Raw genomic sequence first — 24,387 nt, forward strand, 5'->3', positions numbered from 1 at the left:
GGCTTGGCGTTGACCAAGCCTTTTTTATTTCTTGTGGATAGCGCCTATTGTTACTTCTTATTAAACATCGACCTTAAGTTTGCAATGTGCGCCTGACCTTTCGCCATGCGCTCTTCTTGCGTCACAGGCTTCTTGGTTTGCTCCCACTCCACATCATCAAAAGGCAATTCATCGAGGAAGCGGCTTTGAGTTGGCTTGATCAGTTCGCCATATTGGCGACGTTCTTTACACATAGTAAATGTCAGTTCGCGTTGAGCACGAGTAATACCTACATACATCAAGCGCCGTTCTTCTTCGACGTTGTCTTCATCAATGCTAGTTTGATGGGGCAAGATCCCCTCTTCACTGCCTATCAGATAAACATATGGAAACTCGAGACCTTTCGATGCATGTAATGTCATCAATTGCACCGCATCACTGTCATCGTCTTCTTCTCCACGCTCCATCATGTCGCGCAGAGTTAGGCGCTGAACCACCTCTTTAATGCTCTTTTTTTCTTGGTCGTAGTTATCACCTTCAAGGTCTGCCACTATCCAAGAGTAGAGATCCGATACGTTCTTCATTCGCATCTCCGCCGCTTTGGGGCTTGACGAAGTTTCGTACAACCAATCTTCGTAGTTGATATCACGCACAAGTGAACGCACCGCTTCGACTGTGTCTCCTCGCTCAGCTTGATCAGCGATTTTTACCAACCACGCGGTAAAACGACGCAAGTTTTCCAACCCACGCCCAGACAAAGATTGCTCAAGTCCCAATTCAAAACTGGCTTCAAACAGGCTTTTACCACGCATATTGGCGTAACTACCCAATTTTTCTAATGTGACAGGGCCAATTTCACGTCTGGGTGTATTCACGATACGCAAAAATGCATTGTCGTCGTCGGGATTCACCAACACCCTCAAGTAGGCCATGATGTCTTTAATTTCCGCTCGCGCAAAGAAGGATGTTCCGCCAGATAATTTGTAAGGAACCCGGTTTTGCATTAACGATTTTTCTATCAATCGTGACTGGTGGTTACCACGATATAAAATGGCATAGTCTTTATAGTCGGTTCGATTGAGGAACTTATGCGCGATTAACTCACCAGTAACGCGCTCAGCTTCATGCTCTTCATTTTTCGCCAGCAGAACTTTCAGTTTTTCTCCGTCAGGAATCTCTGAAAACAGCGACTTTTCATACACGTGAGGATTGTTGGCGATAAGAATATTGGCGGCGCGCAAAATGCGGCTCGTGGAGCGATAGTTTTGCTCAAGTTTGATTAGACGTAAATTGGGATAATCTTCACCTAACAAGACCAAGTTTTGTGGTTTAGCGCCACGCCAAGAATAGATTGATTGGTCATCATCACCAACAACAGTTAAGCGACCACGCTCACCCACGATCAACTTTACCAAATCATACTGACTGGTATTGGTGTCTTGGTATTCGTCGACGAGTAAGTAGCGAATTCGATTTTGCCAGCGCTGACGGACTTCTTGATTGGTTTTGAGCAGCAACACGGGCAGTGAAATTAAGTCGTCAAAGTCCAGCGCGTTATAGGCCTTCATCTGCTTTTGGTACATTTCAAAACAGAACGCGAACAGTTGTTGTTGCTCACCCTGTGCCCGAGCTTTGGCTTGCTCTGGTGTGAGCATATCGTTTTTCCAATTGGAAATGGTACTCAGCAGCTGACGCAACAGATCTTTATCACCATCGAGCTGCTTTTCCGTCAACTCTTTCAATAGCGCCATCTGGTCTTGGTCATCAAACAGAGAAAAGCCAGACTTCAAACCCAAGGATTTATACTCGCGTTTAATGATGTTTAATCCCAATGTATGGAACGTCGATACCATCAAGCCTTTTGACTCGTTCTTACCTAATGTCTGGCCAACACGTTCTTTCATTTCCCGAGCGGCCTTGTTGGTAAAGGTTACCGCAGCAATATTACGTGCCTTGTAGCCACATTGCTGAACCAGATAAGCGATTTTATTGGTAATTACACGCGTCTTACCTGAGCCAGCGCCCGCTAGCACTAAACACGGTCCGGAGACGTATTTAACGGCTTCATCTTGGTTGGGGTTCAGCTTCATGTTCATCTCAGCAACAGAAAAAGGTGGCGCATATAATAATAGTGCAACAGGCAGATTGCTATGTTTATACCCTATCGTCGTCGTGCTTAAGCTTACACCTGCCATGTGATTGACTTTTTTTTTATAAATCATGCAATAGTTGTTGCATATACGCCGACTTATTAGGCTATAATGAATGAACGTTCATTCACAACCCACCCTATGTAGGCTGTCTGGTTCTTATCCTATGGTAGATAAAAGACAACAAATTATAGATGCCGCTGAAAAACTGATCGCAGAGTCAGGCTTTCAAGGTTTCTCAATGCATAAGTTGGCCAAGGAAGCTGGGGTCGCAGCAGGAACCATATACCGCTATTTCTCTGACAAAGAAGATCTATTGCTCCAAGTTCGATTAGCCGTCGTACAACGTAGTGCTGAAGTCGTTCAAGCTGGTGTCGAAGATTCAATGACCTTAAAACAAAGATTTCGCAAGATGTGGTTAAACATTTTCGATCTCTCTGGGTCTAACATCGGCAACTTAAAGAATCGCGCTCAGTACGACTCTTTACCTTGTGCTCAAAGTCATGAGACGAAAGAAATAGAACGAAAAATGTTCAGTAAAGTGGATCAACTTTTCACGGAAGGGCGGGAACAAGGAATATTTAAACCCTTAGATAACCCAGTGTTGGCTGCACTTAGTTTAGAAGTCAGTGTCGCTTTGGCACGCAAACAATCTCTCGGATATTACCACTTGGATCAAGATGCCATTGACGCGGCGATTGAGGCCAGTTGGGATGCGATTATAAAACACTAATTTGGAGTTCTAATCAGAATGAAAAAGTGGACTTTCTTTATGTTACTTATTGCGATACTGCTTTTCGGCAGTGTGATAGGTTTCAATCTATTCAAACAACAGAAAATCGCTGAATACTTGGCGAACCGCCCTGAACCCGAGTTCCCGGTTACCGTGACAGAAGTGCAATCTGTCGATTGGGTACCTGTCATTGAGGCTATTGGTTTTATCGAACCTAACCAAGGCGTCACTGTGGCTAACGAAACCAGTGGCATGATTGACAAAATTGCTTTCGAGTCAGGTACTCAGGTTGAAGAAGGTCAGCCTTTAGTACTGCTTGATTCAGAAGTAGAAAAAGCCAATCTAAAAAGCTCACAAGCTAGATTGCCTGCCGCAGAAGCGAAATACAAACGTTACCAAGGGCTTTACACCAAAGGCTCTATTTCGAAAGAAGCCTACGATGAAGCTGAAGCGAACTACTTTTCGCTTAAAGCCGATATTGAAAGCTTGAAAGCTTCCATTGACCGCCGCGAAATCAAAGCGCCTTTTGCGGGCGTAGTCGGTATTCGTAACGTCTACCTTGGACAATACCTGCAGTCAGGTACCGATATTGTCCGCCTTGAAGACACGAGCGTAATGCGTCTCCGTTTCACCGTGCCGCAAACCGACATTTCACGTATCTCGCTTGCTCAAGAAGTGGATATTTTTGTCGATGCTTACCCTGAAATCCCATTCAAAGGCTCTATTTCAGCTATTGAACCTGCGGTTAACATTCAAAGTGGTTTAATCCAAGTTCAAGCCGACATTCCAAATAGTGACGGTAAGCTACGTAGCGGTATGTTTGCTCGTGCCAACATCATCCTACCTAAACTGGAAAATCAGGTTACCTTGCCGCAAACCGCTATCACCTTCACTTTGTACGGCGACAACGTCTACATCGTCAGTGAAGAAGATGGTGAAAAGCGCGTTAAACAGCAAGTGGTTAAAGTTGGCGAACGCACTAACGATATTGCTCATATCTTAGAAGGTGTCAAAGCCGGCGACGTCGTTGTCACTTCTGGGCAAGTGCGCTTAAGCAACCACGCTAAAGTACGTGTAGTAGAAAGCAATGCGACTACTCCACCAGCTGAAACACCAATGCTGTAATTGGAGGCCTCATGCGCTTTACTGATGTTTTTATCAAACGTCCAGTTTTAGCGGTATCGATCAGTTTCTTAATCGCACTGCTTGGTCTCCAAGCTGTGTTCAAGATGCAGGTTCGTGAATACCCTGAAATGACGAATACCGTAGTAACAGTCACCACAAGTTACTACGGTGCCAGTGCCGATTTGATCCAAGGCTTTATTACCCAGCCTTTAGAACAAGCCGTCGCACAAGCCGATAATATCGACTACATGACATCGTCTTCCGTTCTCGGTAGTTCAACCATTACCGTCAACATGAAGTTAAACACCGACCCTAACGCGGCGCTGTCTGACATTTTAGCCAAAACCAACTCGGTTCGCTCTCAGCTACCAAAAGAAGCCGAAGACCCGACCGTTACTATGTCTACTGGTTCCACCACGGCGGTTCTTTACATAGGTTTCACCAGTGATGAATTATCATCGAGCCAAATTACCGATTACCTTGAGCGTGTAATCAACCCTCAGTTGTTTACTGTCAGCGGTGTATCTAAGGTTGATCTCTACGGTGGTATGAAATACGCACTACGTATTTGGCTTGATCCCGCCAAAATGGCAGCGTTAGGTTTAACGGCAACGGATGTGATGAGCGTTCTTAACGCCAATAACTACCAATCCGCGACAGGTCAGGCGATTGGTGAGTTCGTGCTTTATAACGGCAGCGCTGATACTCAGGTCTCAAACGTTTCCGAGCTAGAAAACCTTGTTGTGAGTTCAGACGAAGGTGATATCACGCGCCTGAGCGACATTGCTAAAGTCTCGCTAGAGAAGAGTCACGACATCTACCGTGCCAGCGCCAATGGTCAGGAAGCTGTTGTTGCAGCTATCAACGCCGCGCCAAGTGCTAACCCAATCAATATTGCAGCTGATGTACTTGAACTCTTGCCTCAGCTAGAGCGCAACCTACCAAGCACCATCAAGATGAACGTCATGTACGACTCGACGATCGCCATCAATGAGTCTATCAACGAAGTTATCAAGACCATCGTTGAAGCTGCGTTGATCGTACTTGTCGTTATTACCCTATTCCTTGGTTCGTTCCGTGCGGTACTCATTCCTATCATCACTATCCCGCTTTCTTTGATTGGTGTTGCTATGGTGATGCAGGCGATGGGCTTCTCATGGAACCTGATGACGCTACTGGCAATGGTATTGGCCATCGGTCTCGTGGTCGATGATGCGATTGTGGTACTCGAGAACGTTGACCGCCACATTAAATTGGGTGAATCCCCGTTCCGCGCTGCAATTATAGGCACACGAGAAATCGCCGTGCCTGTTATTGCCATGACACTAACGCTGGGTGCGGTATACGCGCCGATAGCACTAATGGGCGGTATTACTGGCTCGCTATTTAAAGAGTTCGCCTTAACTCTGGCAGGTTCGGTATTTGTATCGGGTATCGTGGCACTGACGCTATCGCCAATGATGTGTTCAAAAATGCTCAAGGCCAATGAAGAACCAAGCAAGTTTGAGCAAAAAGTGCATCACGTGTTGGATGGTATGACTAACCGCTATGCCAAAATGCTTAACGCTGTTATGCAACACCGTCCTGTGGTGATTGCTTTTGCCATCATAGTGTTCGGCAGCCTGCCTATGTTGTTTAAGTTTATCCCGAGTGAGCTGGCTCCTTCTGAAGATAAAGGCGTAATCATGCTACTAGGTACCGCGCCATCAAACTCGAACTTGGACTTCATGCAAAATACCATGAACGACGTCAACCAGATTCTGTCTGATCAGCCAGAGGTTGCCTACGCGCAGGTGTTTACCGGTGTACCGAACTCGAACCAAGCCTTTGGTATTGCATCAATGGTGCCTTGGAGTGAACGTGAAGCTAGCCAGTCTGAAGTCGCCAACCGCGTCGGTGGACTTGTTGGTAACGTCCCCGGTATGGCCGTGACGGCATTCCAGATGCCGGAGCTTCCGGGTGCAGGTTCTGGTCTGCCAATTCAATTTGTTATCACAACCCCGAACGCATTTGAGAGCTTATTCTCCATTGCTACCGATGTCTTTACTGAAGCTCAAGCGAGCCCGATGTTCGTCTACTCAAACCTAGATTTGAACTACGACTCAGCAACCATGAAAATCAACATCGACAAGGATAAAGCGGGGGCATACGGTGTAACCATGCAAGATATTGGTATCACCTTGGGTACCATGATGGCGGATGGTTATGTTAACCGTATCGACTTAAATGGTCGTTCTTATGAAGTGATTCCTCAGGTTGAACGTAAATGGCGCCTAAACCCTGAATCAATGAACAACTATTATGTTCGTAGTGCCGATGGCAAAGCTGTCCCACTGGGGAGCTTGATCAGTATCGATGTAGTGGCAGAACCTCGTTCTCTACCTCACTTTAACCAGCTCAACTCAGCGACCGTTGGCGCGGTTCCTTCACCGGGTACGGCGATGGGTGATGCGATCGCATGGTTTGAAGATATCGCAACCAACAAACTGCCTAGCGGCTATAGCCATGATTACATGGGCGAAGCCCGTCAGTATGTCACCGAAGGCAGCGCTCTGTACGCAACGTTCGGCTTAGCACTGGCGATCATCTTCTTGGTTTTAGCGATTCAGTTCGAATCATTGAAAGATCCATTGGTTATTATGGTTTCTGTACCTCTGGCTATCTGTGGCGCTTTGATTGCGCTCGCATGGGGCGCAGCTTCAATGAATATCTACTCTCAGGTGGGTTTGATTACCCTGGTTGGCCTTATTACCAAACACGGTATCTTGATCTGTGAGGTAGCCAAAGAAGAGCAACTGCACAATAAACTGAGCAAGACAGAAGCGGTAATGGAGGCGGCAAAAGTACGTCTACGCCCTATCCTAATGACGACGGCGGCGATGATCGCAGGTCTTATCCCGCTGATGTACGCAACGGGTGCCGGTGCAGCGCAGCGCTTTAGTATTGGTATCGTTATCGTTGCAGGTCTTGCGATTGGTACTCTCTTTACCCTGTTTGTACTGCCTGTGATTTACAGCTACCTAGCTGAGAAACACAAGCCTTTACCTGTGTTTGTTGAAGAAACAGAGTTAGAGAAACTTGCCCGCATTGATGAAGCGAAAGCAGCATGTCGCGGATTGGCGGAGAACAAGTAACCCGTTGATAAACTAAAGGCCACTTCGGTGGCCTTTTTTGTCTCTGTCATTTAGGGCTGACAGGATCGAATTTTTACCTTCTACCTAGCGACTTTCAGCGTTCAATTACATAGAATGAGGGCAAATAAATAGGAGTTTTAGTCACCATGTTTGACCCAAAGAAACTAGAGCAAATTGCTAAGCAAATTCATGATTCAATGCCGACACCAGTGAAAGAGCTAGGTGCAGACGTTGATCAGAAAGTTCGCCAAGTTATCCAAGGCCAACTTAACAAACTAGACGTAGTAAGCCGTGAAGAGTTTGACGTTCAAACTCAAGTCTTACTGCGCACTCGTCAAAAGCTGACCGAAATGGAAGCAAAACTGGCCGAGCTTGAAACTAAGCTAGCAGACAAATAAGTCACAGCGCCAACAGAGCTCAAAAAGGCTGGCATTTAGGTGCCAGCCTTTTTTATCATAGTTAGCCACAAACACCCGCTAAAACAAAAAGGCTTGGTCAACGGAGACCAAGCCTTTTAATTAGATGTTGTGTTTTATTTTGTATTTATTACTCCAGTCTGCCTGGAGTTATTGCATTAACCGCCAACAGCAATTCTTTTCATGTCACTCATGTAAGAACGTAGCTCTTCACCAATGTATTCTACTGGGTGGTTACGGATTGCATCGTTGACTGCGATTAGCGTCGCATTGTCAACTTGGTTTGAAGTCTCACCTAGACCTTTACCGATAACGTCAGTACCTACTGATGGCATGAACTTCTCGCGCAGTAGCGGAGTTGCTACGTTAGCAAACAGGTAGTTACCGTATTCTGCAGTATCAGAGATAACAACGTTCATTTCGTATAGGCGCTTACGTGCAACAGTATTTGCGATCAATGGTAGCTCGTGTAGTGATTCGTAGTACGCAGACTCATCGATGATGCCTGATGCAGTCATTGCTTCGAATGCTAGCTCAACACCAGCGCGAACCATAGCAACAAGTAAGATGCCGTTGTCGAAGTACTCTTGCTCAGAAATTTCTACATCACCCGCTGGGTAATTTTCAAAAGCCGTTTCACCCGTTTCTGCGCGCCAACCTAGTAGGTTCACATCGTCGTTAGCCCAATCTGCCATCATAGTGCTTGAGAAGTGACCAGTGATGATGTCATCCATGTGCTTGTTGTATAGTGGACGCATTAGCTCTTTTAGCTCTTCTGAAAGCTCAAATGCTTTGATTTTCGCTGGGTTTGATAGGCGATCCATCATGTGCGTGATGCCACCGAACTTCAGCGCTTCTGTGATGGTTTCCCAACCATATTGTAGAAGTTTACCTGCGTAGCTTGGGTCAATACCTTCTGCAACCATCTTCTCGTAAGAAACGATTGAGCCCGCTTGCAACATGCCACAAAGAATAGTTTGCTCACCCATCAGGTCAGATTTTACTTCTGCAACAAATGACGACTCTAGACAGCCTGCGCGGTGACCACCAGTCCCTGCAGCCCATGCTTTGGCGATATCCCAGCCTTCACCTTTTGGATCGTTTTCTGGGTGAACTGCGATAAGTGTTGGCACGCCGAAACCACGCTTGTACTCTTCACGAACTTCCGTACCAGGACACTTAGGTGCAACCATAACAACGGTTAGGTCTTTACGGATCTGCATGCCCTCTTCAACCACGTTGAAACCGTGTGAGTAACCCAGCGCAGCACCTTCTTTCATGAGTGGCATTACCGTTTCAACCACGTTAGTGTGCTGCTTGTCTGGAGTCAGGTTGATCACTAAGTCAGCTTCAGGGATTAGCGTTTCGTAGCTTGCGACTTCAAAACCGTTCTCTTTTGCGTTCTTGTATGATTGACGCTGCTCGTCAATGGCCGCCTGACGTAGTGCGTATGCTACATTAAGACCCGAATCACGCATGTTTAGACCTTGGTTAAGGCCTTGAGCACCACAACCAACAATAACTACTTTTTTACCTTTAAGGTAATCCGCTTCTGTTGCAAACTCGCTGCGATCCATAAAACGACAACGACCTAGTTGGTCTAGCTGCTCGCGTAGGTTTAAAGTGTTGAAATAGTTAGCCATCAGGGCGCTCCTTTAAAGAATTTTTCCGTTGAGGTCGGTCGCTTGTGGACCGAATGAGTTCATACTAAAACAGGCATTTAATTGCTTAAAGTGATATATTCACAATTAGTAATTGCAATTAATGCAACAAGGATATAACTGTTTCATGAACATTAAATGTCTGCAGCTATTCATTCATTTGTGTGATAGTAAGAGCTTCGCAAAAACCGCGTCTGCCATGCACATCAGCCCTTCCGCGCTAAGTCGGCAAATCCAGAAGCTGGAAAACGACACTGGTCAGGTGCTGTTTGTACGTGATAACCGCAGTGTAGAATTGACACCAGCAGCCAAAAAGCTTCTGCCTGTCGCATTAAACATTCTTGGTGAATGGCAAAACTACAATGCGCAGTTAAAAGGTCATGAACAAGAGCTCAGAGGTGAAATACGCTTGTTTTGCTCGGTCACCGCCAGCTATAGCCATCTCCCCGACTTACTGTCTGAGTTTCGTCTTCAGCATCCGTTTATCGAATTTAAACTCTCCACAGGCGATCCGGCTCAGGCGATCGATAAGGTATTGAGCGATGAAGTGGATATCGCCATTTCCGCCCAACCAGAGCAACTGCCTGCCCGAATTGAGTTTGAAACCATCAGTGAAATCCCGCTTTCAGTGATTGCGCCAGTTGGTGTGAGCAATTTTGCCCAAGAGTTGCAAAAAGATAAGCCCGATTGGTCGTTGATTCCATTTATCGTACCCGAATCTGGCACGGCCCGAGAACGAGCCAATGCTTGGTTTAAAGCAATGAAGATCAAACCTAATATTTATGCACAAGTTTCAGGGCATGAAGCTATCGTTAGTATGGTTGCGCTAGGTTGCGGAGTTGGTATCGCACCGGATGTGGTGATCAACAATAGTCCGGTCAAAGAGAAAATAGAGCGTTTAAAAGTGGCTTCTATTAAACCTTTCAAGCTCGGTGTATGCTGCAAACGCTCTCAACTCGATAATCCATTGGTCAAAGCGTTATGGGAAATGGCGCACGACACCTATATCGCACCATAACCTTGTATCTGATACAACAAAGCCACCGATTAAGGTGGCTTAATATATTTTCATAAATGGCGAGATTTAGATAACGCGAGAGAACTGCTGCTGCCTTGCTTTCGCTCTTAAATACTTATCAAAACACATACAGATGTTTCGAATCAGCAGGCGGCCACGCAAGGTCACGCAGATTTGTTTGTCATCCACTTGCACCAACTCATCGTTGATAAAAGTCTGAAGCAGTTGCAGGTCTTGTTTAAAGTAATCATTAAATGTCACTTTAAATTCTGACTCAATCTGGGTTTTATCCAACTTAAAGTTGCAGATTAGCTGCTTGATCACTTCACGACGAAGTAAGTCATCACTATCTAATGCAACACCTTTCCATAATGCATGACGCAGGTCATTCACTTGCTCGTAATACTTCTTAAGCTCTTTTTGGTTTTGTGCGTAAGCATCTCCAATCATGGAAATCGCCGACACGCCGAAGCCAACCAGATCGGCTTCACCTTGCGTTGTGTAACCTTGGAAGTTGCGGTGCAAAACGCCATTACGCTGCGCGACAGCCAACTCATCATCTGGCAAAGCAAAGTGATCCATACCGATAAACTGATAACCCGCCCCTGTCAGTGTAGCGATGGTATCTTGCAGAATGGCCATCTTCTCATCTGCCAATGGCAAATCTTCATCTTTGATTTTACGTTGCGCAGCAAACAGTTGAGGCATATGGGCATAGTTAAACACCGACAAACGGCCCGGCTCCATTTGCAGCACTTGCTTTAACGTTTGAGCAAAAGAGTCTTTGTTCTGTTTTGGTAAACCGTAAATAAGGTCAAGGTTAGTCGAACGGAATCCAAGCTGCTTAGCACGCTCAACCATAGCAAAGATAAACGCCTCATCTTGCTCGCGGTTAACCAGCTTTTGCACTTCTTTGTTGAAATCCTGAACACCAATACTTAAGCGATTAAAGCCTTCTTCACGTAGGTGATCCAACATATCCAGTTCGATTTCACGTGGATCAACTTCGATACTAATTTCAGCCTCACCCGTGAAGTTAAACTCATCACGGAGGATAGTCATCACACGACTGATTTGCGCTTTAGTCAAAAACGTCGGCGTACCACCACCAAAATGCAGTTGAGTCACTTCGCGCCCATGCAACAATGCAGCACGAGTACGGATTTCTAACTCTAATACATCCAAATACTCATCAGCTTTGTGCGCATGGCGCGTGATCACCTTGTTACAACCACAGTAGTAGCAAAGCTTATGGCAAAATGGGATATGGATATAAAGCGACAGTGGCCTTTCTGGATACTGAGTGCATGCCATGTCGTAATCAGCAACGGTGAACGCTTCATGGAACTCTAAAGCCGTTGGGTATGATGTGTAACGAGGCCCCGAATAGTTGTACTTATCAAGAATAGCTTGATCCCAGACTATTTGCTGGCTTGCGACATGCTGCGACATGATGGTATTTCCGTTTGGGCTGTAATACTTTGTTGGGCTACATGAGCCATTATGGTTAGCAGGCTATTTTGCCACACCTCGCTAACACTGGTTGTGGGACAAACTGCTTTTTGAGTAGCAAAATTCAGAATTGATAACTCGATCACTCCCACTAAAGGATAAGTGACCGAGCTAAAGTCACCATCTAGATCATTTGGATATTGATCTGATTGTTGAGCGGTTGAACTTTTTTCTGCAGTCGTTTCAGCTCTTCAGTGATCGCCTCTTGCAGACGAGACTCTGCTTTATGGCGTTCAAGATTTTGCTTCATGCGCTCTTGCTTAGCGAGCTTTTGCCGCTCTTCACCGCGAGCCATGTCTGTGACAATATGGAACAGCTCTGATGTCGCTGGAAATTCTTTTTCAAAATCAACACGATCATCACCTTGGACATAATCCATGATGTTGTATAGGCGAATGCTGATTTCAGACAGGTCACACTGCTCCTGAATGCCCGCTAAACAAAGGACGTTTACGCTTTCAAAAATATTGGCATTGCGCTTTTCAATTGCCAACTTCTGATGCTGTAACTGCAATTCCTTTTGCTTTTTTAGCTGGAGCAGAAGGTAACCCGCATAAGATGCTAAGCCCAGAATAATGGCTCCACCAACAATGGCTAACAAGGTTACATTCATTGTGCTCACTTATCCTTTAAATTGGTCCAAGTCTAAGTCTTCAAATTGAGAAAGAAGCTCATCATCTGACTCCGCTTTCTGCTTTGGCTTCTTCTTAGCAACAGGCTCAACGATCTCTGGCTCAAGCTCTTCTTCAGGCTCATCCTCGTAGATACCTAACTGCTTCATCAACACTTCGATACGCGCAAGTTTTTCATCGACGTACTTTTGCAGACCAGCACCTAAATTGTCGCCATTGTCTAAACGATCGAGCAACACATTAAGCTGCGCGTCATTTTCTAGCATTTCCAGCTCTTTCTCGGCGCTGACACGACGCTCAGCCTTAGATGGCTTCTTCGCTGTTTCAACAATCAGCGGAATTTTCTTTTTACTGCCTAAGCGCGGATCTCGCTTTTGACCAGCGCTACGTTGCTGCTGCTCTTTCGATTCAGAGTTACGCCCGCCTGTCTTAAGACCTTTGCGCTTTTTCTCTTTTTTACGCAGACGTCCTTCAACGTCTGATTGACTACGGTTGCGAACAACGACAATATCGCCATTGCCACCGGATCTAGATTTCTTACTACGGCTCATTACTGGACTTTCCTCAGTAAAATTACATCATTACCAATAAATTCAAGCTTGAGCTGATCCCGCTCTGCCAAATAGCGAAACGTGTTACGACTAAAGAACACCACATGGGTGTGATCGTTTTTGTAGTGCCACGAGGCAAACGCTTCAGCATCGATGACTAACTTGGTCATTAAACCAATCCAGCCACCTGGCTTAACTAAATTCAACCATTGCTGCCACACCGTATTGGGCTCATAAAGGTGCTCAATCACTTCCGTGGCAGTCAAAAAGTCATACGATCTCTCTAACACAGAGGCTTCTGGATGATAGTAGATATCGTACAAACTCATGGTGTGTCCCTGCTCTTCCAACATCAAAGACAATGTCGGACCTGGGCCACAACCAAAATCTAACCCGTGAGAATTTGGCTCAATACGCGCTAATATGGGGTCGGCGACCCGAGATAAAAAGCGTCGATACCCTTGATCGCTTGGGTCATTCTCATGCAAATCGTAGTGGGCTTTTTCTGATTTTGCATCCAAGCGTTGCTCTGGATTAACAAAAACAAGCTCACATTGTTGGCACTGAAGATACTCACGACGTTTGTCTTGATGGTAGTGCTGAGTCTCCAAGCTTTGACAAAGGGGGCAACTGTGCATATTGGGTGCGTTAAACTTATCCTCAATCGGGGATGCGCAACATACCAGAAAGTCGCCTTAGAGTGGAGCACTATTGCGCAAATAATCATCAATTCGTAAAAAATAACAATAAAAAAAGCGATAGAGTTATCTATCGCTTTCTAAATGCCTGACGGCAAAACTGTGTGGCACTGAATTCAGCGCACCAATATTCCATTTGTTTTTAGTGCTTTCCCTGCCAAAAGTGTTGTTTGCCACCATCCTGGTGAATTTTGGCTTTCCGTTTACTTCCTGCTGTCTGGGCTAATCCTTAGCCTGATCCGTTTCACTGTCTTAAACCATTAGACAAGTCGACCATCCCTATCAAATAGGTTTCCTACCTACCTTGAATCCATCCAACAACTGCCAAGCGTCCGTTACTTGCATCCGTGGAGACGTCCTCGTCTTGAATCCTTTATCAGCGTCCCGCCGATGAACACACTTTAGCGCGTTGGTAAAATGGGGCAATCCACTCAAGATAAAAAAAGTCACTTTTTTTATCTTCCAATTTTCCCATTCTATATTTCAATAATTTAAAACAAGTCATTGGCGATTCACGACAACAGGCATGGTCGATCTCTTACAAATGTCAGGGAAATAATGACCCTTAGCCCGTTTTGTACACTGTGATCCTGCGCAAACGAAAAAGTCCAGACAACTGCCTGGACCTTTTCAATACCACTTTATGCTCGAACAAATCAGTAGGGCTTAGTGTAGGCCACCGACGTATTTAGACAGAGTATCGATATCATCATCAGTCAGCTTCTTAGCGATATCGCGCATCATCTCATTCATATCATTCGCGCGCTTATCGTCACGGAACTTTTCTAACTGAGCTTTGATGTAGTCAGCGTGCTGGCCAGAGATTTTAGGGAAACCTGAAAGCTCAGTGCCGTTACCACGTGGACCATGACAAGCGATACAAGCGGTTAAACCACGCTCTGCATCACCTGCTGAATAAAGAGATTTGCCTTTCGCTACCACGTTTTCTGGCGTTGAATTGCTAGAAATAGGCAGAGAGGCGTAGTAAGCTGCAAGGTCTTGCATATCTTGCTCTGACAGCGGCATAGCCATACCACTCATCACTGGGTCATAACGACCTTGCTTACCATTGCTAGACATACCTAGCTTGAGGTCTTTCAGCTGCTTTTCGATATACTTCGCATGCTGACCTGCAAGTTTAGGATACATAGCAAGTTGACTGTTGCCATCAGCACCATGGCAGGCAACACAGGTTTGGGATTTTGCTTTACCAGCTTCAATGTTACCTTGGGCCCACACGGAGCAGCTGGCTAAAAGACTCAAGATTAGCGCTAATTTCTTCATGACATTCCATTATAATTATCAAGCTTCCGGTACCACTCTGCGTTGCCACTCATGGTACAATAGGCGACCTTATGCCGAGCACGGTTATTTTACACAATTTCACAAAAAAGTAATCAATCGACTACACAAAGTCGAGATGGAGTTAACAGTGAGCGTAAAAATTCATTATCAAAACACCCATTTCATCACCAGCGCACCTGATATTCGTCATATGCCTGAAGATGAAGGTATCGAAGTTGCGTTTGCAGGACGCTCCAATGCGGGTAAGTCTAGTTCGTTAAATCGCTTAACTAACCAACGCAGTCTGGCGAAAACCAGTAAGACACCAGGGCGTACACAACTTATTAACCTTTTTAAAGTCACTGACGGATGTCATATCGTCGATCTGCCGGGGTACGGGTTTGCCCAAGTGCCTCTAGAAATGAAAAAGAAGTGGCAAAAGTCTTTAGGTGAGTATCTGCAAAAGCGCCAATGCCTTAAAGGCTTGGTGGTTCTGATGGACATTCGTCATCCAATGAAAGATCTCGACCAACAATTGATCTTCTGGGCCGTTGATAGCGGTATTCCCGTTCAAGTGCTATTAACCAAAGCGGATAAACTCAAGAGTGGCGCTCGCAATGCGCAAGTGCTGAAAATCAAGAAGGATGCGGTAGGTTTTGGTGGCGACGTTAGCGTTGCGGCTTTTTCGTCCTTAAAAGGGATTGGCGTGGATACGCTACGTAATAAATTGGATCAATGGTTTGCTCCAGCGTTAGCAGAGTCGATTAGCGAAGAGATTGCTGAAGAAGAGAAGCTCGATAGCGAACAAGAGTAAACTCGCCTCGTTTCCTCTCAAAGGCCCTGCCCTAATTACGGCGGGGCTTTTTATCGCCATCAAAAAATAAAAGCCCCACCATCCTGGCGGGGCAACGGGAGAGAAATAGTCGTTATTGATTATTATGCGTTAAGCATTATGTATCCCACGCTATAAATCAATCACTTAAAATCTAGCCGCCTCAACACTTGCCGAAAACAAAACCCAGACTAACCAGTTGAAATAAAAAGATTAATCAAAAATTAGAGTATAAATTCTGAGATTTGGTTTTTTTATCAAAATAACCAAACTGTGATTGGTATTAATTTACAAATTTTCGTTGGATTACAGCTCACCGTGCGGTCGGCAAACTTACAATAAGTGGTGGAGAATAAATAAAGGCAAGCTAAGGAAAACGAGAGAATATAGATAATAATTTGATAGCTATGGATTTTTTCTTTCGCCCAATAAAAAACGCCCCAGTCAAAAACTGACTGGGGCGGCTGAATCAGCCTAATCCAATAACGTGAAACAAAAGGTCTGAAAGATAGAACATCTTACCTCTGTACCCTACGCCTGTTAATGTACAACAATTGGTCAGAAAGAAAAACCCTTTTTTGTAATTTTTTTTCATTAAAGTTTTGTTAAACAACATTTGGCCCTACCATGCCGAATCTTATTTAGAGATAAAAAAAAGCCAGCGTTTGTGCGCTGACTCAACTTATTTCACCAGTTTAGTGCAAATAATGCTTAGTGTGCCTGATCCCAGTTGTCACCATGCCCTGTTTCGGCGATTAAGGGGACATCTAATTGGGCAGCCGATTCCATCAATTGTTGTACTTTACTTTCAATTTCGGCTAAAGCTGACTCTTGCACTTCAAATACAAGTTCATCATGCACTTGCATCAATAACTTAACTCGACCTTGGCCTTCATTTTGAATCCACTCGTCCACCACTAGCATTGCCTTTTTAATGATGTCCGCAGCAGTGCCCTGCATTGGTGCATTGATCGCTGCACGCTCTGCTGCTTTTCGGCGCATTGCGTTACGCGATTTGATCTCAGGAAGGTGCAAACGTCGACCATAGATAGTTTCGACATACCCCTGCTCGGCGGCAGCACTGCGTGTGTCTTCCATATACTGCATTACACCAGGGTAACGCTCGAAGTATTTGTTCATATAGTCTTGTGCTTCACCACGTGGAATGCCCAGTTGTTTCGCTAGACCAAATGCGCTCATACCGTAGATGAGACCAAAGTTAACGGCTTTGGCACGACGGCGTTGCTCTGAAGTCACTTGATCTATGCTGGTGCCCATGATTTCGGCCGCAGTCGCCGCGTGGATATCTTTACCCTGTTGGAAGGCTTCCAGCAGCGCTTTATCACCGGACAGATGCGCCATAATACGTAGCTCAATCTGAGAGTAGTCGACAGCCATGATCTTGTAGCCATGTGGTGCGATAAATGCCTGACGAATACGACGCCCTTCTTCGTTACGGATAGGGATATTTTGCAAGTTTGGATCAGTTGACGACAGACGCCCTGTCGCCGTCACCGCTTGATGATAGGAGGTATGCACTCGACCCGTTTCAGCGTTAATCATTTTAGGCAGTTTATCTGTGTAAGTTGATTTGAGCTTTGCCAAGCCTCGATACTCAAGAATCAATTTGGGCAACGGGTAATCAAGAGCAAGCTCTTGCAGCACTTCTTCATTGGTCGATGGCGTGCCTGATGGTGTCTTCTTAATAACAGGTAAACCCATCTTCTCAAATAACAATGCTTGTAACTGCTTAGGCGAGTTCATATTGAACTCTTGCTCGGCAATCTCATACGCTTTTTGCTCTAGCTCATCAAGGCGCTGAGCGATCTCTTGAGACTGTGCCGACAACTTCATATCATCAATCAACACGCCCGTTCGTTCGATGCGAGATAACACTGGCACCAATGGCACTTCGATATCTTGGTAAATCGATTTAAGCTTTTCATCTTGTTCAATGTTTTCCATTAAACGGTTATGTAGGCGCAAGGTAACATCTGCGTCCTCGGCCGCATAAGGAGACGCTTCATCGAGGGAGATTTGGTTGAATGTCAGCTGATTTTTACCTTTACCTGCAATTTGCTCAAATGAGATACAGCTATGTTGCAAGAAACGCAGTGCTAGGCTATCCATGTCGTGCTTGCCGCCAACACTGTTATATACATAGGAAGCCAGCATGGTATCGTGCTTAATGCCCTTCATTTCAATGCCATAGCGAGCGAGTACACTGGCATCATACTTGAGGTTTTGCCCAACCTTAGCTTGAGTATCATCTTGCAAAATGGGTTTGAGTTGGGCAAGAACCCAGTCACGATCTAACTGCTGTGGCGCGTCAAGGTAGTCATGCGCTACAGGGACGTAAGCAGCAACCCCCTCTTCGGTCGCAAATGACAAACCGACCAGATTCGCCACCATATAATCTAGGCTGTCTGTCTCGGTATCAAAGGCAAACACCTCAGCGGCCTTAAGCTTTTCTAGCCAAGTATTGAAGCTATCTTGATCGAGGATGGTTTGGTACTGACTGCGATCGATATTCACCGCTGAGACATTCAACTCTGGAGCCTTTTCACTTGCAGCGGAATGACGTGCCGCGCCTGATTTTTCATCGGCTTCAACCACACCAGTGCCGCCATCGAGTAGCTCGTTTAGCCAAGATTTGAATACCAGTCCACCATAGAGTTTAACCAGTTCATCCGTGTTCGGCAGGCTCTTGGTTAATGTGTCGAATTTCTCTTCCAACTCGACATCTAGCTTTATGGTTGCTAACTCATAGGAAAGCATGGCATTTTCTTTGTTTTCAACTAACTTCTTCGCCATGGTTTTCGAACCACGGAAGCCAAGTGGCGCGATATCATCAAGGTTAGAGTAGATCTTTTCTAAACTGCCAATTCCTTGCAACAAGGCAGTGGCCGTTTTATCCCCAACTCCAGGAACACCAGGAATGTTATCGACTTTGTCTCCCATTAAAGCCAGGTAGTCGATGATAAGTTCAGGAGGAATACCAAATTTTTCAACCACACCCTCACGATCCATGACAACATTGGTCATGGTGTTAATTAAGGTGACGTTATCATCCACTAACTGAGCCATATCTTTATCACCGGTGCTGATCAATACAGGCATACCGGCTTGTGAGGCTTGATAAGCTAATGTGCCGATCACATCATCAGCTTCAACCCCTGGAACACAGATCAATGGCAACCCCATTGCTCGAATCACATTATGCAGTGGCTCGATCTGACAACGAAGATCATCAGGCATGGGTGGGCGATTGGCTTTGTACTCTGGATACATATCATCACGGAAGGTTTTACCTTTCGCATCAAACACAACGGCAATTCGGTCTGAAGCAAACTGACGCATCATGCTGCGCAACATATTGACTACACCGTATACCGCATTGGTCGGAATCTCGCCATTACTCATGGTTTCTGGGTAAGCATGGAATGCGCGATATAAATAAGAAGAGCCGTCGATTAGAATTAACGGATTATCAGGAATGTGAGCCATAGTCTTTACGTATCCAAAGAAAATGCAAAAAGATCTGCTTAGGATGCCATGACTGCTGCAGCGAATCCATTTTAACTCTTTGATCTCGACTCACACATTTGGTTATTCCTTTACCACACCAACCCCACGACTGTGGATAACTCTGTTTATATTATTTACCCACAGGATATAAAGATGGCTAAAAACAACCAGTCATTCAACATAAGCTACTGTAATAAAAAAGATAATAATTAGATCGATCGTACCAAGATCGATCTAAAGACGATCTTTGATTGTGGAAAAGACTGTTGGTGTCCTTTTGTTCACTGAAAAATAGCAGGCATAAAAAAAGCGACATCTTTCGATGTCGCCTAGCAAAAAGGGGTCAAAGCAATTCAGGTGAATGAGGTGCTTTGCCATAAAGCTATAAATTACACTGGAAGCAATGTGAGCAATGTCGTGTCAAAAAGAACTTGTACAAGTTCAATTAAGTTCGGTGTCATTACCTGCTCCAAGTATGAATTGGGTAATAGCACGTCCTTGTGAACTTCTCTCATTCCCTAAGACGAGACAAATAATAACCATTCTCATTTAATCCGTCAACAGTTAAATAAGAATAAATATCATTTAATTTTTATGGCACTGCTCAAGCGGCTTAACAAAGTGGATGCGACTGTCGATCAATGGTTCTTTTTTTTCATAATTTTCAATGATATAACCATTCTTTATCAACAAACTCAGCATGGCAGGAAATTGATTACGCGATTTCACTTTGAGCTGTTTACAGCCCTGCTCTAATGCCCAAGCTTCTTGAATGTCTAATAGTTTTTGCGCAACACCTTTTTTACGGGCGAGAGGCGTTACGCCACCAAACCAGCTATAAAATGTCGACGAATCGATCTGATAGCCAATCTTAAAGCCGAGTAAATGTTCACCTTGTTGTGCGATCTGAATCAGAGAGCGATCTTTTTCCGCTAAGCGTGCCGACAAGCTCTCAACCGTTTCTTTGTGAGCAAATTCAGTAATCTGCTCTACCACTTGTACGCACTCTGCTAATGTACCTAAGCGATAAGTCACACTCATAATGGTCTCCAAAACGAAAAAAGGCTGACAACGGCCAACCTTTAAAGTCTTTGCGGTGTTGGTAGTTAGCTGTCTTTTAAGAAAGTAGCCGCTTGGGCATTTTCTTCTGCTAGCCACTCTGCGACGTCTTTAGCAAAATAAGTCAAAATGCCATCTGCCCCAGCACGCTTAAAACACAATAATGACTCCATTACCGTTTCACGCTCTTTTAGCCAACCATTAGCAAATGCGGCTTTGTGCATCGCGTACTCTCCAGACACTTGGTAAGCAAAAGTGGGCACTTCAAGCTCAGATTTAACACGGCGTACAACGTCAAGATATGGCATACCTGGCTTAACCATCACCATGTCAGCCCCTTCATTGACATCCATTGCCACTTCATGGATCGCTTCATCGCTGTTGGCCGGATCCATTTGGTAGTTTTTCTTGTTGCCACCTTTGAGGTTACTTGCACTGCCAACTGCATCACGGAATGGGCCATAGTAGCACGATGCATATTTAGCAGAGTAAGCCATGATTTGAGTATTTATATGACCAGCCTGCTCTAACGCTTTACGAATTTCACCAATGCGGCCATCCATCATATCTGACGGAGCAACAACATCAGCTCCAGCTTCAGCATGCGATAGCGCTTGCTTGACTAGAACCTTGGTTGTTTCGTCATTCAGTACGTAACCCTCTTCATCAATGATGCCGTCTTGACCATGAGTGGTAAATGGGTCAAGTGCGACATCCGTGATCACGCCGATTTCCGGCACATGTTCTTTGAGTGAGCGCACCGCACGCTGAACTAAGCCTTCTGGGTTATACGCTTCTGCTGCGCACAAGCTTTTGGCATCTTGATTCACCACAGGGAAGAGCGCTATCGCTGGCACACCAAGCTGCGCGAGGTATTGCGCCTCTTCAAGCATCAAGTCAATCGATAGACGTTCGATACCTGGCATCGACTCCACGGTTTCGCGGCGATCTTTACCCATCAGAATAAACATAGGATAAATCAAATCGTTTACAGACAATTGGTTTTCGGCCATTAAACGGCGGCTAAAGTCATGCTTGCGCAGGCGGCGCATACGACGGCCAGGGAATTGGCCTTGAATCGAAACTGACACTCTATTCTCCTTGTGTGGTGAAAGTGCTTGGTTTGCATCATATCATTCCCAAATCATGACGCCAGAGTCAGCCCAGAAAAATGCAAGAAATGACCAAACGCTCACACTGCCGTATACTCTCAGCAACAGCAGATAGCGAGAAAAATGATGATTGATACCCACGCACACATTTATGCCACCGAGTTTGATATTGACCGTGACCAAGTCGTCCAGCGTGCGTTGGCACAAGGTATTGATAAGATTCTTTTGCCAAATATTGATTTAGATTCCATCGCTCCCATGCTGCAAACCGAAGCTCAATATCCTGATGTTTGCCGCTCTATGATGGGTCTGCACCCTTGCTATGTTGATGGCGACGTTAAACAAAGCCTAGCGATCATCCATTCATGGTTTGAGAAGCATAACTTTATCGCCGTAGGTGAAATTGGTATTGATTTATATTGGGATAAAACCTTTAAAGCAGAGCAAGAGATGGCGTTTATTACTCAGCTTAATTGGGCGAAAGAGCTGAAACTTCCAGTCGTGATCCACACGCGCGACTCGATTGAAGAAACACTTACCCTATTGCGCCAAGAACAAGATGGTTCACTCTCTGGTGTGTTTCACTGTTTTGGTGGCAGTCTCGAAGAAGCGCAGGCGATCAATGGGCTTGGCTTTCATCTTGGTCTCGGTGGGGTATCAACTTTTAAAAATGGCGGTATGGATAAGGTTATCCCTCATTTAGATATGAACTACGTCATCCTTGAGACTGACTGCCCTTACCTAGCACCTGTGCCGCATCGTGGTAAGCGCAATGAACCTGCTTATACTTGGTTGGTTGCCGAACGCATTGCTCAATTGCGTGAAACAAGCATTGCCGATCTTGATAAACAAACGACCAAGAATGCTCAAATATTGTTTAACTTAAACAATCTTTAGCCACACCAAGCCCATCAAATAAGGAAGTGACGATGGATCTGGAATACATATACGCCGTAATGAGCCTGATCGCTGGAATTGTGTTTTTCTACACTCTGATAGCAAAGCGGATCGAGAATTCAGGTATTTCTGGCCCGATTGTCTATGTCTGTTTAGGTTTACTGCTGGGTGAATATGGATTTGGTGTCATTGGCGGCTCAGCGCAAGCCAATGAGATACGACTGTTTGCCGACTTAACCCTTGCCTTGATTCTATTCTCAGACGCGGCCAACTCCAATCTCGCAGTATTAAAGCAAAAGGCCATGTACCCAATCAGAATGCTGCTGCTTGGTCTGCCTGGTGCGATTGTTTTGGGCACGCTTGCGGCGGTGGTGTTATTGGATGTTTTGTCTTTTGTCGAAGCGGCCATTCTCGCCACTATGTTAGCCGCAACCGATGCAGCATTAGGTAAAGCGGTCATCTCTAACCCTAAGGTGCCCGCCCCTGTGAGTGAAGGCTTAAATGTAGAAAGTGGCCTCAATGACGGCTTATGCGTACCTGTATTACTTCTTCTTATCGCCGTCGCAACCAGTTCTTCCGATGCAGAACTGACCACCAGCCATGCGTTAATGGTGTTTGTTGAGGAGCTGGGTATTGGTGCAATTGTCGGGCTAAGTCTGGCCTTTATCGGCGCCAAACTACTGCAATGGAGCGCAAGTAAAGATTGGTTAAGTGAAGTGTGGGCACAACTTACCGTTGGAGCAATCGCCCTCTGTAGCTTCGGTTTAGCACAAACCCTACACGGCAGTGGCTATATCGCCGCCTTTACAGGTGGCCTGCTATTCGGCCATTTAGCGTCACGTCATAAACACCAGTTGGTATTAACCACCGAAAGTATTGCCGAGCTATTAGCGATGCTAACCTGGATATTGTTTGGCGCTGCGGTGATTGGTCAAGTGATCGGTCTTTTCTCTGCCAACATGATCATATACGCACTGGTCAGCCTGACTGTGGTTCGCATACTACCTATCTATCTATCTTTCTTAGGAACGTCTGTCTCAGCAGGACATCGCTGGTTTATGGGTTGGTTTGGGCCGCGCGGGTTAGCCAGTATCGTTTTCACCATCATAGTATTAGATGCCGATTTACCGGGTGGAAAGTTTATCGCCCTGACGGTGACCTGCACGGTCATCCTTAGTTTGGTATTACATGGTATTACCGCCAAACCTCTCGCTGAGAGAATTGGTAAATAGCAAAAAAAGAGCGGGATAGTTCCCGCTCTTTTTCAATCACAACAGTTTTTATTCTTCAATGTCCTTGTCTTTACGCACATAGAAACGCGCAAAGAACAGCCCTACCTCAAACAGTAAACACATAGGAATCGCAAGTAGCGTTTGTGAGATCATATCTGGCGGCGTTAGCATCATGCCCACCACGAAAGCACCCACTACGATGTAAGGTCGCTTCTGACTCAGACTCTGAGGGTCTGTCGCCCCCGTCCAACAAAGCAAGATAATCGCCACAGGGACTTCAAACGCAATACCGAACGCCAAAAATAGCGCCAAGACAAAATCAAGATAACTCGAAATATCAGTGGCAAACTCAACACCGCCTAATGAGATCGCGGTAAAAAAGCCAAATACCAATGGGAAAACCACAAAGTAGGCAAAAGCAACGCCGCAGTAAAACAACAGCGAACTTGAAAACATAAGTGGCATAATTAAACGTCGTTCATGCTTGTACAAGCCCGGTGCGACAAAGGCCCATACCTGATAAAGAATAAACGGAACCGCAACAAAAATTGACGCGATTAAGGTCAGTTTAAGTGGTGTAAAAAATGGAGATGCGACATCGGTTGCAATCATAGTCGCCCCTTCTGGTAGGCGTTCTACCAAAGGCGCAGAGACAAACTCATAGATGTCGTTTGCAAAATAGATCAGACCAAGAAAAACCACCAACACCGCGACAAGTGCGCGTAACAGGCGATTCCTCAGCTCAAGCAAATGGCTGATCAAAGGCTGTGTCTGCTCGACAGAAGACATGGAAACCTCAATTCAATAAGATCGAAAAGGAGCCACTTAATAGCA

The 24,387-nt window shown here is 45.4% G+C and carries 20 protein-coding genes; 8 read left to right on the plus strand and 12 right to left on the minus strand.

Going from position 1 to position 24,387, the window contains the following annotated elements:
• Positions 1-50: 50 nt before the first annotated feature.
• A complete protein-coding gene (gene rep, locus TW81_RS04190) occupies positions 51-2,069 on the minus strand; it encodes a DNA helicase Rep (protein WP_045954526.1) in 2,019 nt (672 codons plus the stop codon).
• Between the two features lie 175 nt (positions 2,070-2,244).
• Here rep and TW81_RS04195 point away from each other — a divergent pair, with 175 nt between their 5' ends.
• The 4 genes from TW81_RS04195 to ubiK all read left to right on the plus strand — a co-directional run bounded on the left by TW81_RS04195 (position 2,245) and on the right by ubiK (position 7,519).
• Positions 2,245-2,862 (plus strand): TetR/AcrR family transcriptional regulator, encoded by a 618-nt coding sequence (locus tag TW81_RS04195; RefSeq protein ID WP_045954478.1) that lies wholly within the window; start codon positions 2,245-2,247, stop codon positions 2,860-2,862.
• An 18-nt stretch (positions 2,863-2,880) separates the two neighbouring features.
• Complete coding sequence (locus tag TW81_RS04200; protein WP_045954479.1) at positions 2,881-3,987, plus strand: efflux RND transporter periplasmic adaptor subunit; 1,107 nt, start codon at positions 2,881-2,883, stop codon at positions 3,985-3,987.
• A gap of 11 nt (positions 3,988-3,998) precedes the next feature.
• On the plus strand, positions 3,999-7,121 hold the full coding sequence (locus tag TW81_RS04205) for a multidrug efflux RND transporter permease subunit (RefSeq protein WP_045954480.1): 3,123 nt from the start codon (positions 3,999-4,001) through the stop codon (positions 7,119-7,121).
• Between the two features lie 146 nt (positions 7,122-7,267).
• Complete coding sequence (ubiK, locus tag TW81_RS04210) at positions 7,268-7,519, plus strand: ubiquinone biosynthesis accessory factor UbiK (RefSeq protein WP_045954481.1); 252 nt, start codon at positions 7,268-7,270, stop codon at positions 7,517-7,519.
• Between the two features lie 176 nt (positions 7,520-7,695).
• Here the strand turns inward: ubiK and ilvC are convergent, their stop codons facing one another.
• Complete coding sequence (gene ilvC, locus TW81_RS04215) at positions 7,696-9,180, minus strand: ketol-acid reductoisomerase (RefSeq protein WP_045954482.1); 1,485 nt, start codon at positions 9,178-9,180, stop codon at positions 7,696-7,698.
• A 145-nt stretch (positions 9,181-9,325) separates the two neighbouring features.
• On the opposite strand from ilvC, the gene ilvY reads away from it, so the two are divergent.
• The gene (ilvY, locus tag TW81_RS04220) at positions 9,326-10,216 is read left to right on the plus strand and encodes an HTH-type transcriptional activator IlvY (RefSeq protein WP_045954483.1); all 891 of its coding nucleotides are present in this window, start codon (positions 9,326-9,328) and stop codon (positions 10,214-10,216) included.
• A 66-nt stretch (positions 10,217-10,282) separates the two neighbouring features.
• Here the strand turns inward: ilvY and hemN are convergent, their stop codons facing one another.
• The 5 genes from hemN to TW81_RS04245 form a co-directional block, all read right to left on the minus strand.
• Positions 10,283-11,668 carry an oxygen-independent coproporphyrinogen III oxidase gene (gene hemN, locus TW81_RS04225; protein WP_045954484.1) on the minus strand — a complete coding sequence of 462 codons (1,386 nt, stop codon included), beginning with the start codon at positions 11,666-11,668 and terminating at the stop codon, positions 10,283-10,285.
• 184 nt (positions 11,669-11,852) lie between these two features.
• Positions 11,853-12,341, minus strand: a complete 489-nt coding sequence (locus tag TW81_RS04230) for a DUF2489 domain-containing protein (protein WP_045954485.1) — start codon at positions 12,339-12,341, stop codon at positions 11,853-11,855.
• 9 nt (positions 12,342-12,350) lie between these two features.
• Positions 12,351-12,911, minus strand: a complete 561-nt coding sequence (gene yihI, locus TW81_RS04235) for a Der GTPase-activating protein YihI (protein WP_045954486.1) — start codon at positions 12,909-12,911, stop codon at positions 12,351-12,353.
• On the minus strand, positions 12,911-13,549 hold the full coding sequence (locus TW81_RS04240) for a class I SAM-dependent methyltransferase (RefSeq protein ID WP_045954487.1): 639 nt from the start codon (positions 13,547-13,549) through the stop codon (positions 12,911-12,913). Before TW81_RS04240 ends, yihI begins: the two co-directional genes overlap by 1 nt.
• Positions 13,550-14,275: 726 nt before the next feature.
• Positions 14,276-14,893 (minus strand): c-type cytochrome, encoded by a 618-nt coding sequence (locus tag TW81_RS04245; protein WP_045954488.1) that lies wholly within the window; start codon positions 14,891-14,893, stop codon positions 14,276-14,278.
• Between the two features lie 148 nt (positions 14,894-15,041).
• On the opposite strand from TW81_RS04245, the gene yihA reads away from it, so the two are divergent.
• Positions 15,042-15,707: a ribosome biogenesis GTP-binding protein YihA/YsxC gene (yihA, locus tag TW81_RS04250; protein ID WP_045954489.1), complete on the plus strand. Its 666-nt coding sequence runs from the start codon at positions 15,042-15,044 to the stop codon at positions 15,705-15,707.
• 487 nt (positions 15,708-16,194) lie between these two features.
• Here yihA and spfP read toward each other — a convergent pair whose 3' ends face one another.
• The 4 genes from spfP to hemB all read right to left on the minus strand — a co-directional run bounded on the left by spfP (position 16,195) and on the right by hemB (position 21,403).
• Complete coding sequence (spfP, locus tag TW81_RS19710) at positions 16,195-16,242, minus strand: small protein SpfP (protein WP_438356636.1); 48 nt, start codon at positions 16,240-16,242, stop codon at positions 16,195-16,197.
• Between the two features lie 194 nt (positions 16,243-16,436).
• Complete coding sequence (polA, locus tag TW81_RS04255; protein WP_045954490.1) at positions 16,437-19,232, minus strand: DNA polymerase I; 2,796 nt, start codon at positions 19,230-19,232, stop codon at positions 16,437-16,439.
• Between the two features lie 606 nt (positions 19,233-19,838).
• Positions 19,839-20,294 carry a GNAT family N-acetyltransferase gene (locus tag TW81_RS04260; protein ID WP_045954491.1) on the minus strand — a complete coding sequence of 152 codons (456 nt, stop codon included), beginning with the start codon at positions 20,292-20,294 and terminating at the stop codon, positions 19,839-19,841.
• A gap of 65 nt (positions 20,295-20,359) precedes the next feature.
• Positions 20,360-21,403: a porphobilinogen synthase gene (hemB, locus tag TW81_RS04265; protein ID WP_045954492.1), complete on the minus strand. Its 1,044-nt coding sequence runs from the start codon at positions 21,401-21,403 to the stop codon at positions 20,360-20,362.
• 147 nt (positions 21,404-21,550) lie between these two features.
• Here hemB and TW81_RS04270 point away from each other — a divergent pair, with 147 nt between their 5' ends.
• Positions 21,551-22,321 (plus strand): TatD family hydrolase, encoded by a 771-nt coding sequence (locus TW81_RS04270; RefSeq protein WP_045954527.1) that lies wholly within the window; start codon positions 21,551-21,553, stop codon positions 22,319-22,321.
• Between the two features lie 32 nt (positions 22,322-22,353).
• The gene (locus TW81_RS04275; protein ID WP_045954493.1) at positions 22,354-23,553 is read left to right on the plus strand and encodes a cation:proton antiporter; all 1,200 of its coding nucleotides are present in this window, start codon (positions 22,354-22,356) and stop codon (positions 23,551-23,553) included.
• A gap of 48 nt (positions 23,554-23,601) precedes the next feature.
• Here TW81_RS04275 and tatC read toward each other — a convergent pair whose 3' ends face one another.
• Positions 23,602-24,342, minus strand: coding sequence for a twin-arginine translocase subunit TatC (tatC, locus tag TW81_RS04280; RefSeq protein ID WP_045954494.1), 741 nt, complete (start codon positions 24,340-24,342; stop codon positions 23,602-23,604).
• Positions 24,343-24,387: the final 45 nt, after the last annotated feature.

The organism is Vibrio galatheae (genome assembly GCF_000967545.1).
Taxonomy (GTDB): Bacteria; Pseudomonadota; Gammaproteobacteria; order Enterobacterales; family Vibrionaceae; genus Vibrio; species Vibrio galatheae.

Bases quoted from the DNA above. Each gene is read 5' to 3' on its own strand.
- hemN (WP_045954484.1), bottom strand. From the start codon at position 11,668: ATGTCGCAGCATGTCGCAAGCCAGCAAATAGTCTGGGATCAAGCTATT.
- TW81_RS04260 (WP_045954491.1), bottom strand. From the start codon at position 20,294: ATGAGTGTGACTTATCGCTTAGGTACATTAGCAGAGTGCGTACAAGTG.
- tatC (WP_045954494.1), bottom strand. From the start codon at position 24,342: ATGTCTTCTGTCGAGCAGACACAGCCTTTGATCAGCCATTTGCTTGAG.
- TW81_RS04200 (WP_045954479.1), top strand. From the start codon at position 2,881: ATGAAAAAGTGGACTTTCTTTATGTTACTTATTGCGATACTGCTTTTC.
- ilvY (WP_045954483.1), top strand. From the start codon at position 9,326: ATGAACATTAAATGTCTGCAGCTATTCATTCATTTGTGTGATAGTAAG.
- yihI (WP_045954486.1), bottom strand. From the start codon at position 12,911: ATGAGCCGTAGTAAGAAATCTAGATCCGGTGGCAATGGCGATATTGTC.
- TW81_RS04240 (WP_045954487.1), bottom strand. From the start codon at position 13,549: ATGCACAGTTGCCCCCTTTGTCAAAGCTTGGAGACTCAGCACTACCAT.
- TW81_RS04245 (WP_045954488.1), bottom strand. From the start codon at position 14,893: ATGAAGAAATTAGCGCTAATCTTGAGTCTTTTAGCCAGCTGCTCCGTG.
- TW81_RS04230 (WP_045954485.1), bottom strand. From the start codon at position 12,341: ATGAATGTAACCTTGTTAGCCATTGTTGGTGGAGCCATTATTCTGGGC.
- TW81_RS04270 (WP_045954527.1), top strand. From the start codon at position 21,551: ATGATTGATACCCACGCACACATTTATGCCACCGAGTTTGATATTGAC.
- ubiK (WP_045954481.1), top strand. From the start codon at position 7,268: ATGTTTGACCCAAAGAAACTAGAGCAAATTGCTAAGCAAATTCATGAT.
- ilvC (WP_045954482.1), bottom strand. From the start codon at position 9,180: ATGGCTAACTATTTCAACACTTTAAACCTACGCGAGCAGCTAGACCAA.
- polA (WP_045954490.1), bottom strand. From the start codon at position 19,232: ATGGCTCACATTCCTGATAATCCGTTAATTCTAATCGACGGCTCTTCT.
- TW81_RS04205 (WP_045954480.1), top strand. From the start codon at position 3,999: ATGCGCTTTACTGATGTTTTTATCAAACGTCCAGTTTTAGCGGTATCG.
- TW81_RS04275 (WP_045954493.1), top strand. From the start codon at position 22,354: ATGGATCTGGAATACATATACGCCGTAATGAGCCTGATCGCTGGAATT.
- rep (WP_045954526.1), bottom strand. From the start codon at position 2,069: ATGAAGCTGAACCCCAACCAAGATGAAGCCGTTAAATACGTCTCCGGA.
- TW81_RS04195 (WP_045954478.1), top strand. From the start codon at position 2,245: ATGAACGTTCATTCACAACCCACCCTATGTAGGCTGTCTGGTTCTTAT.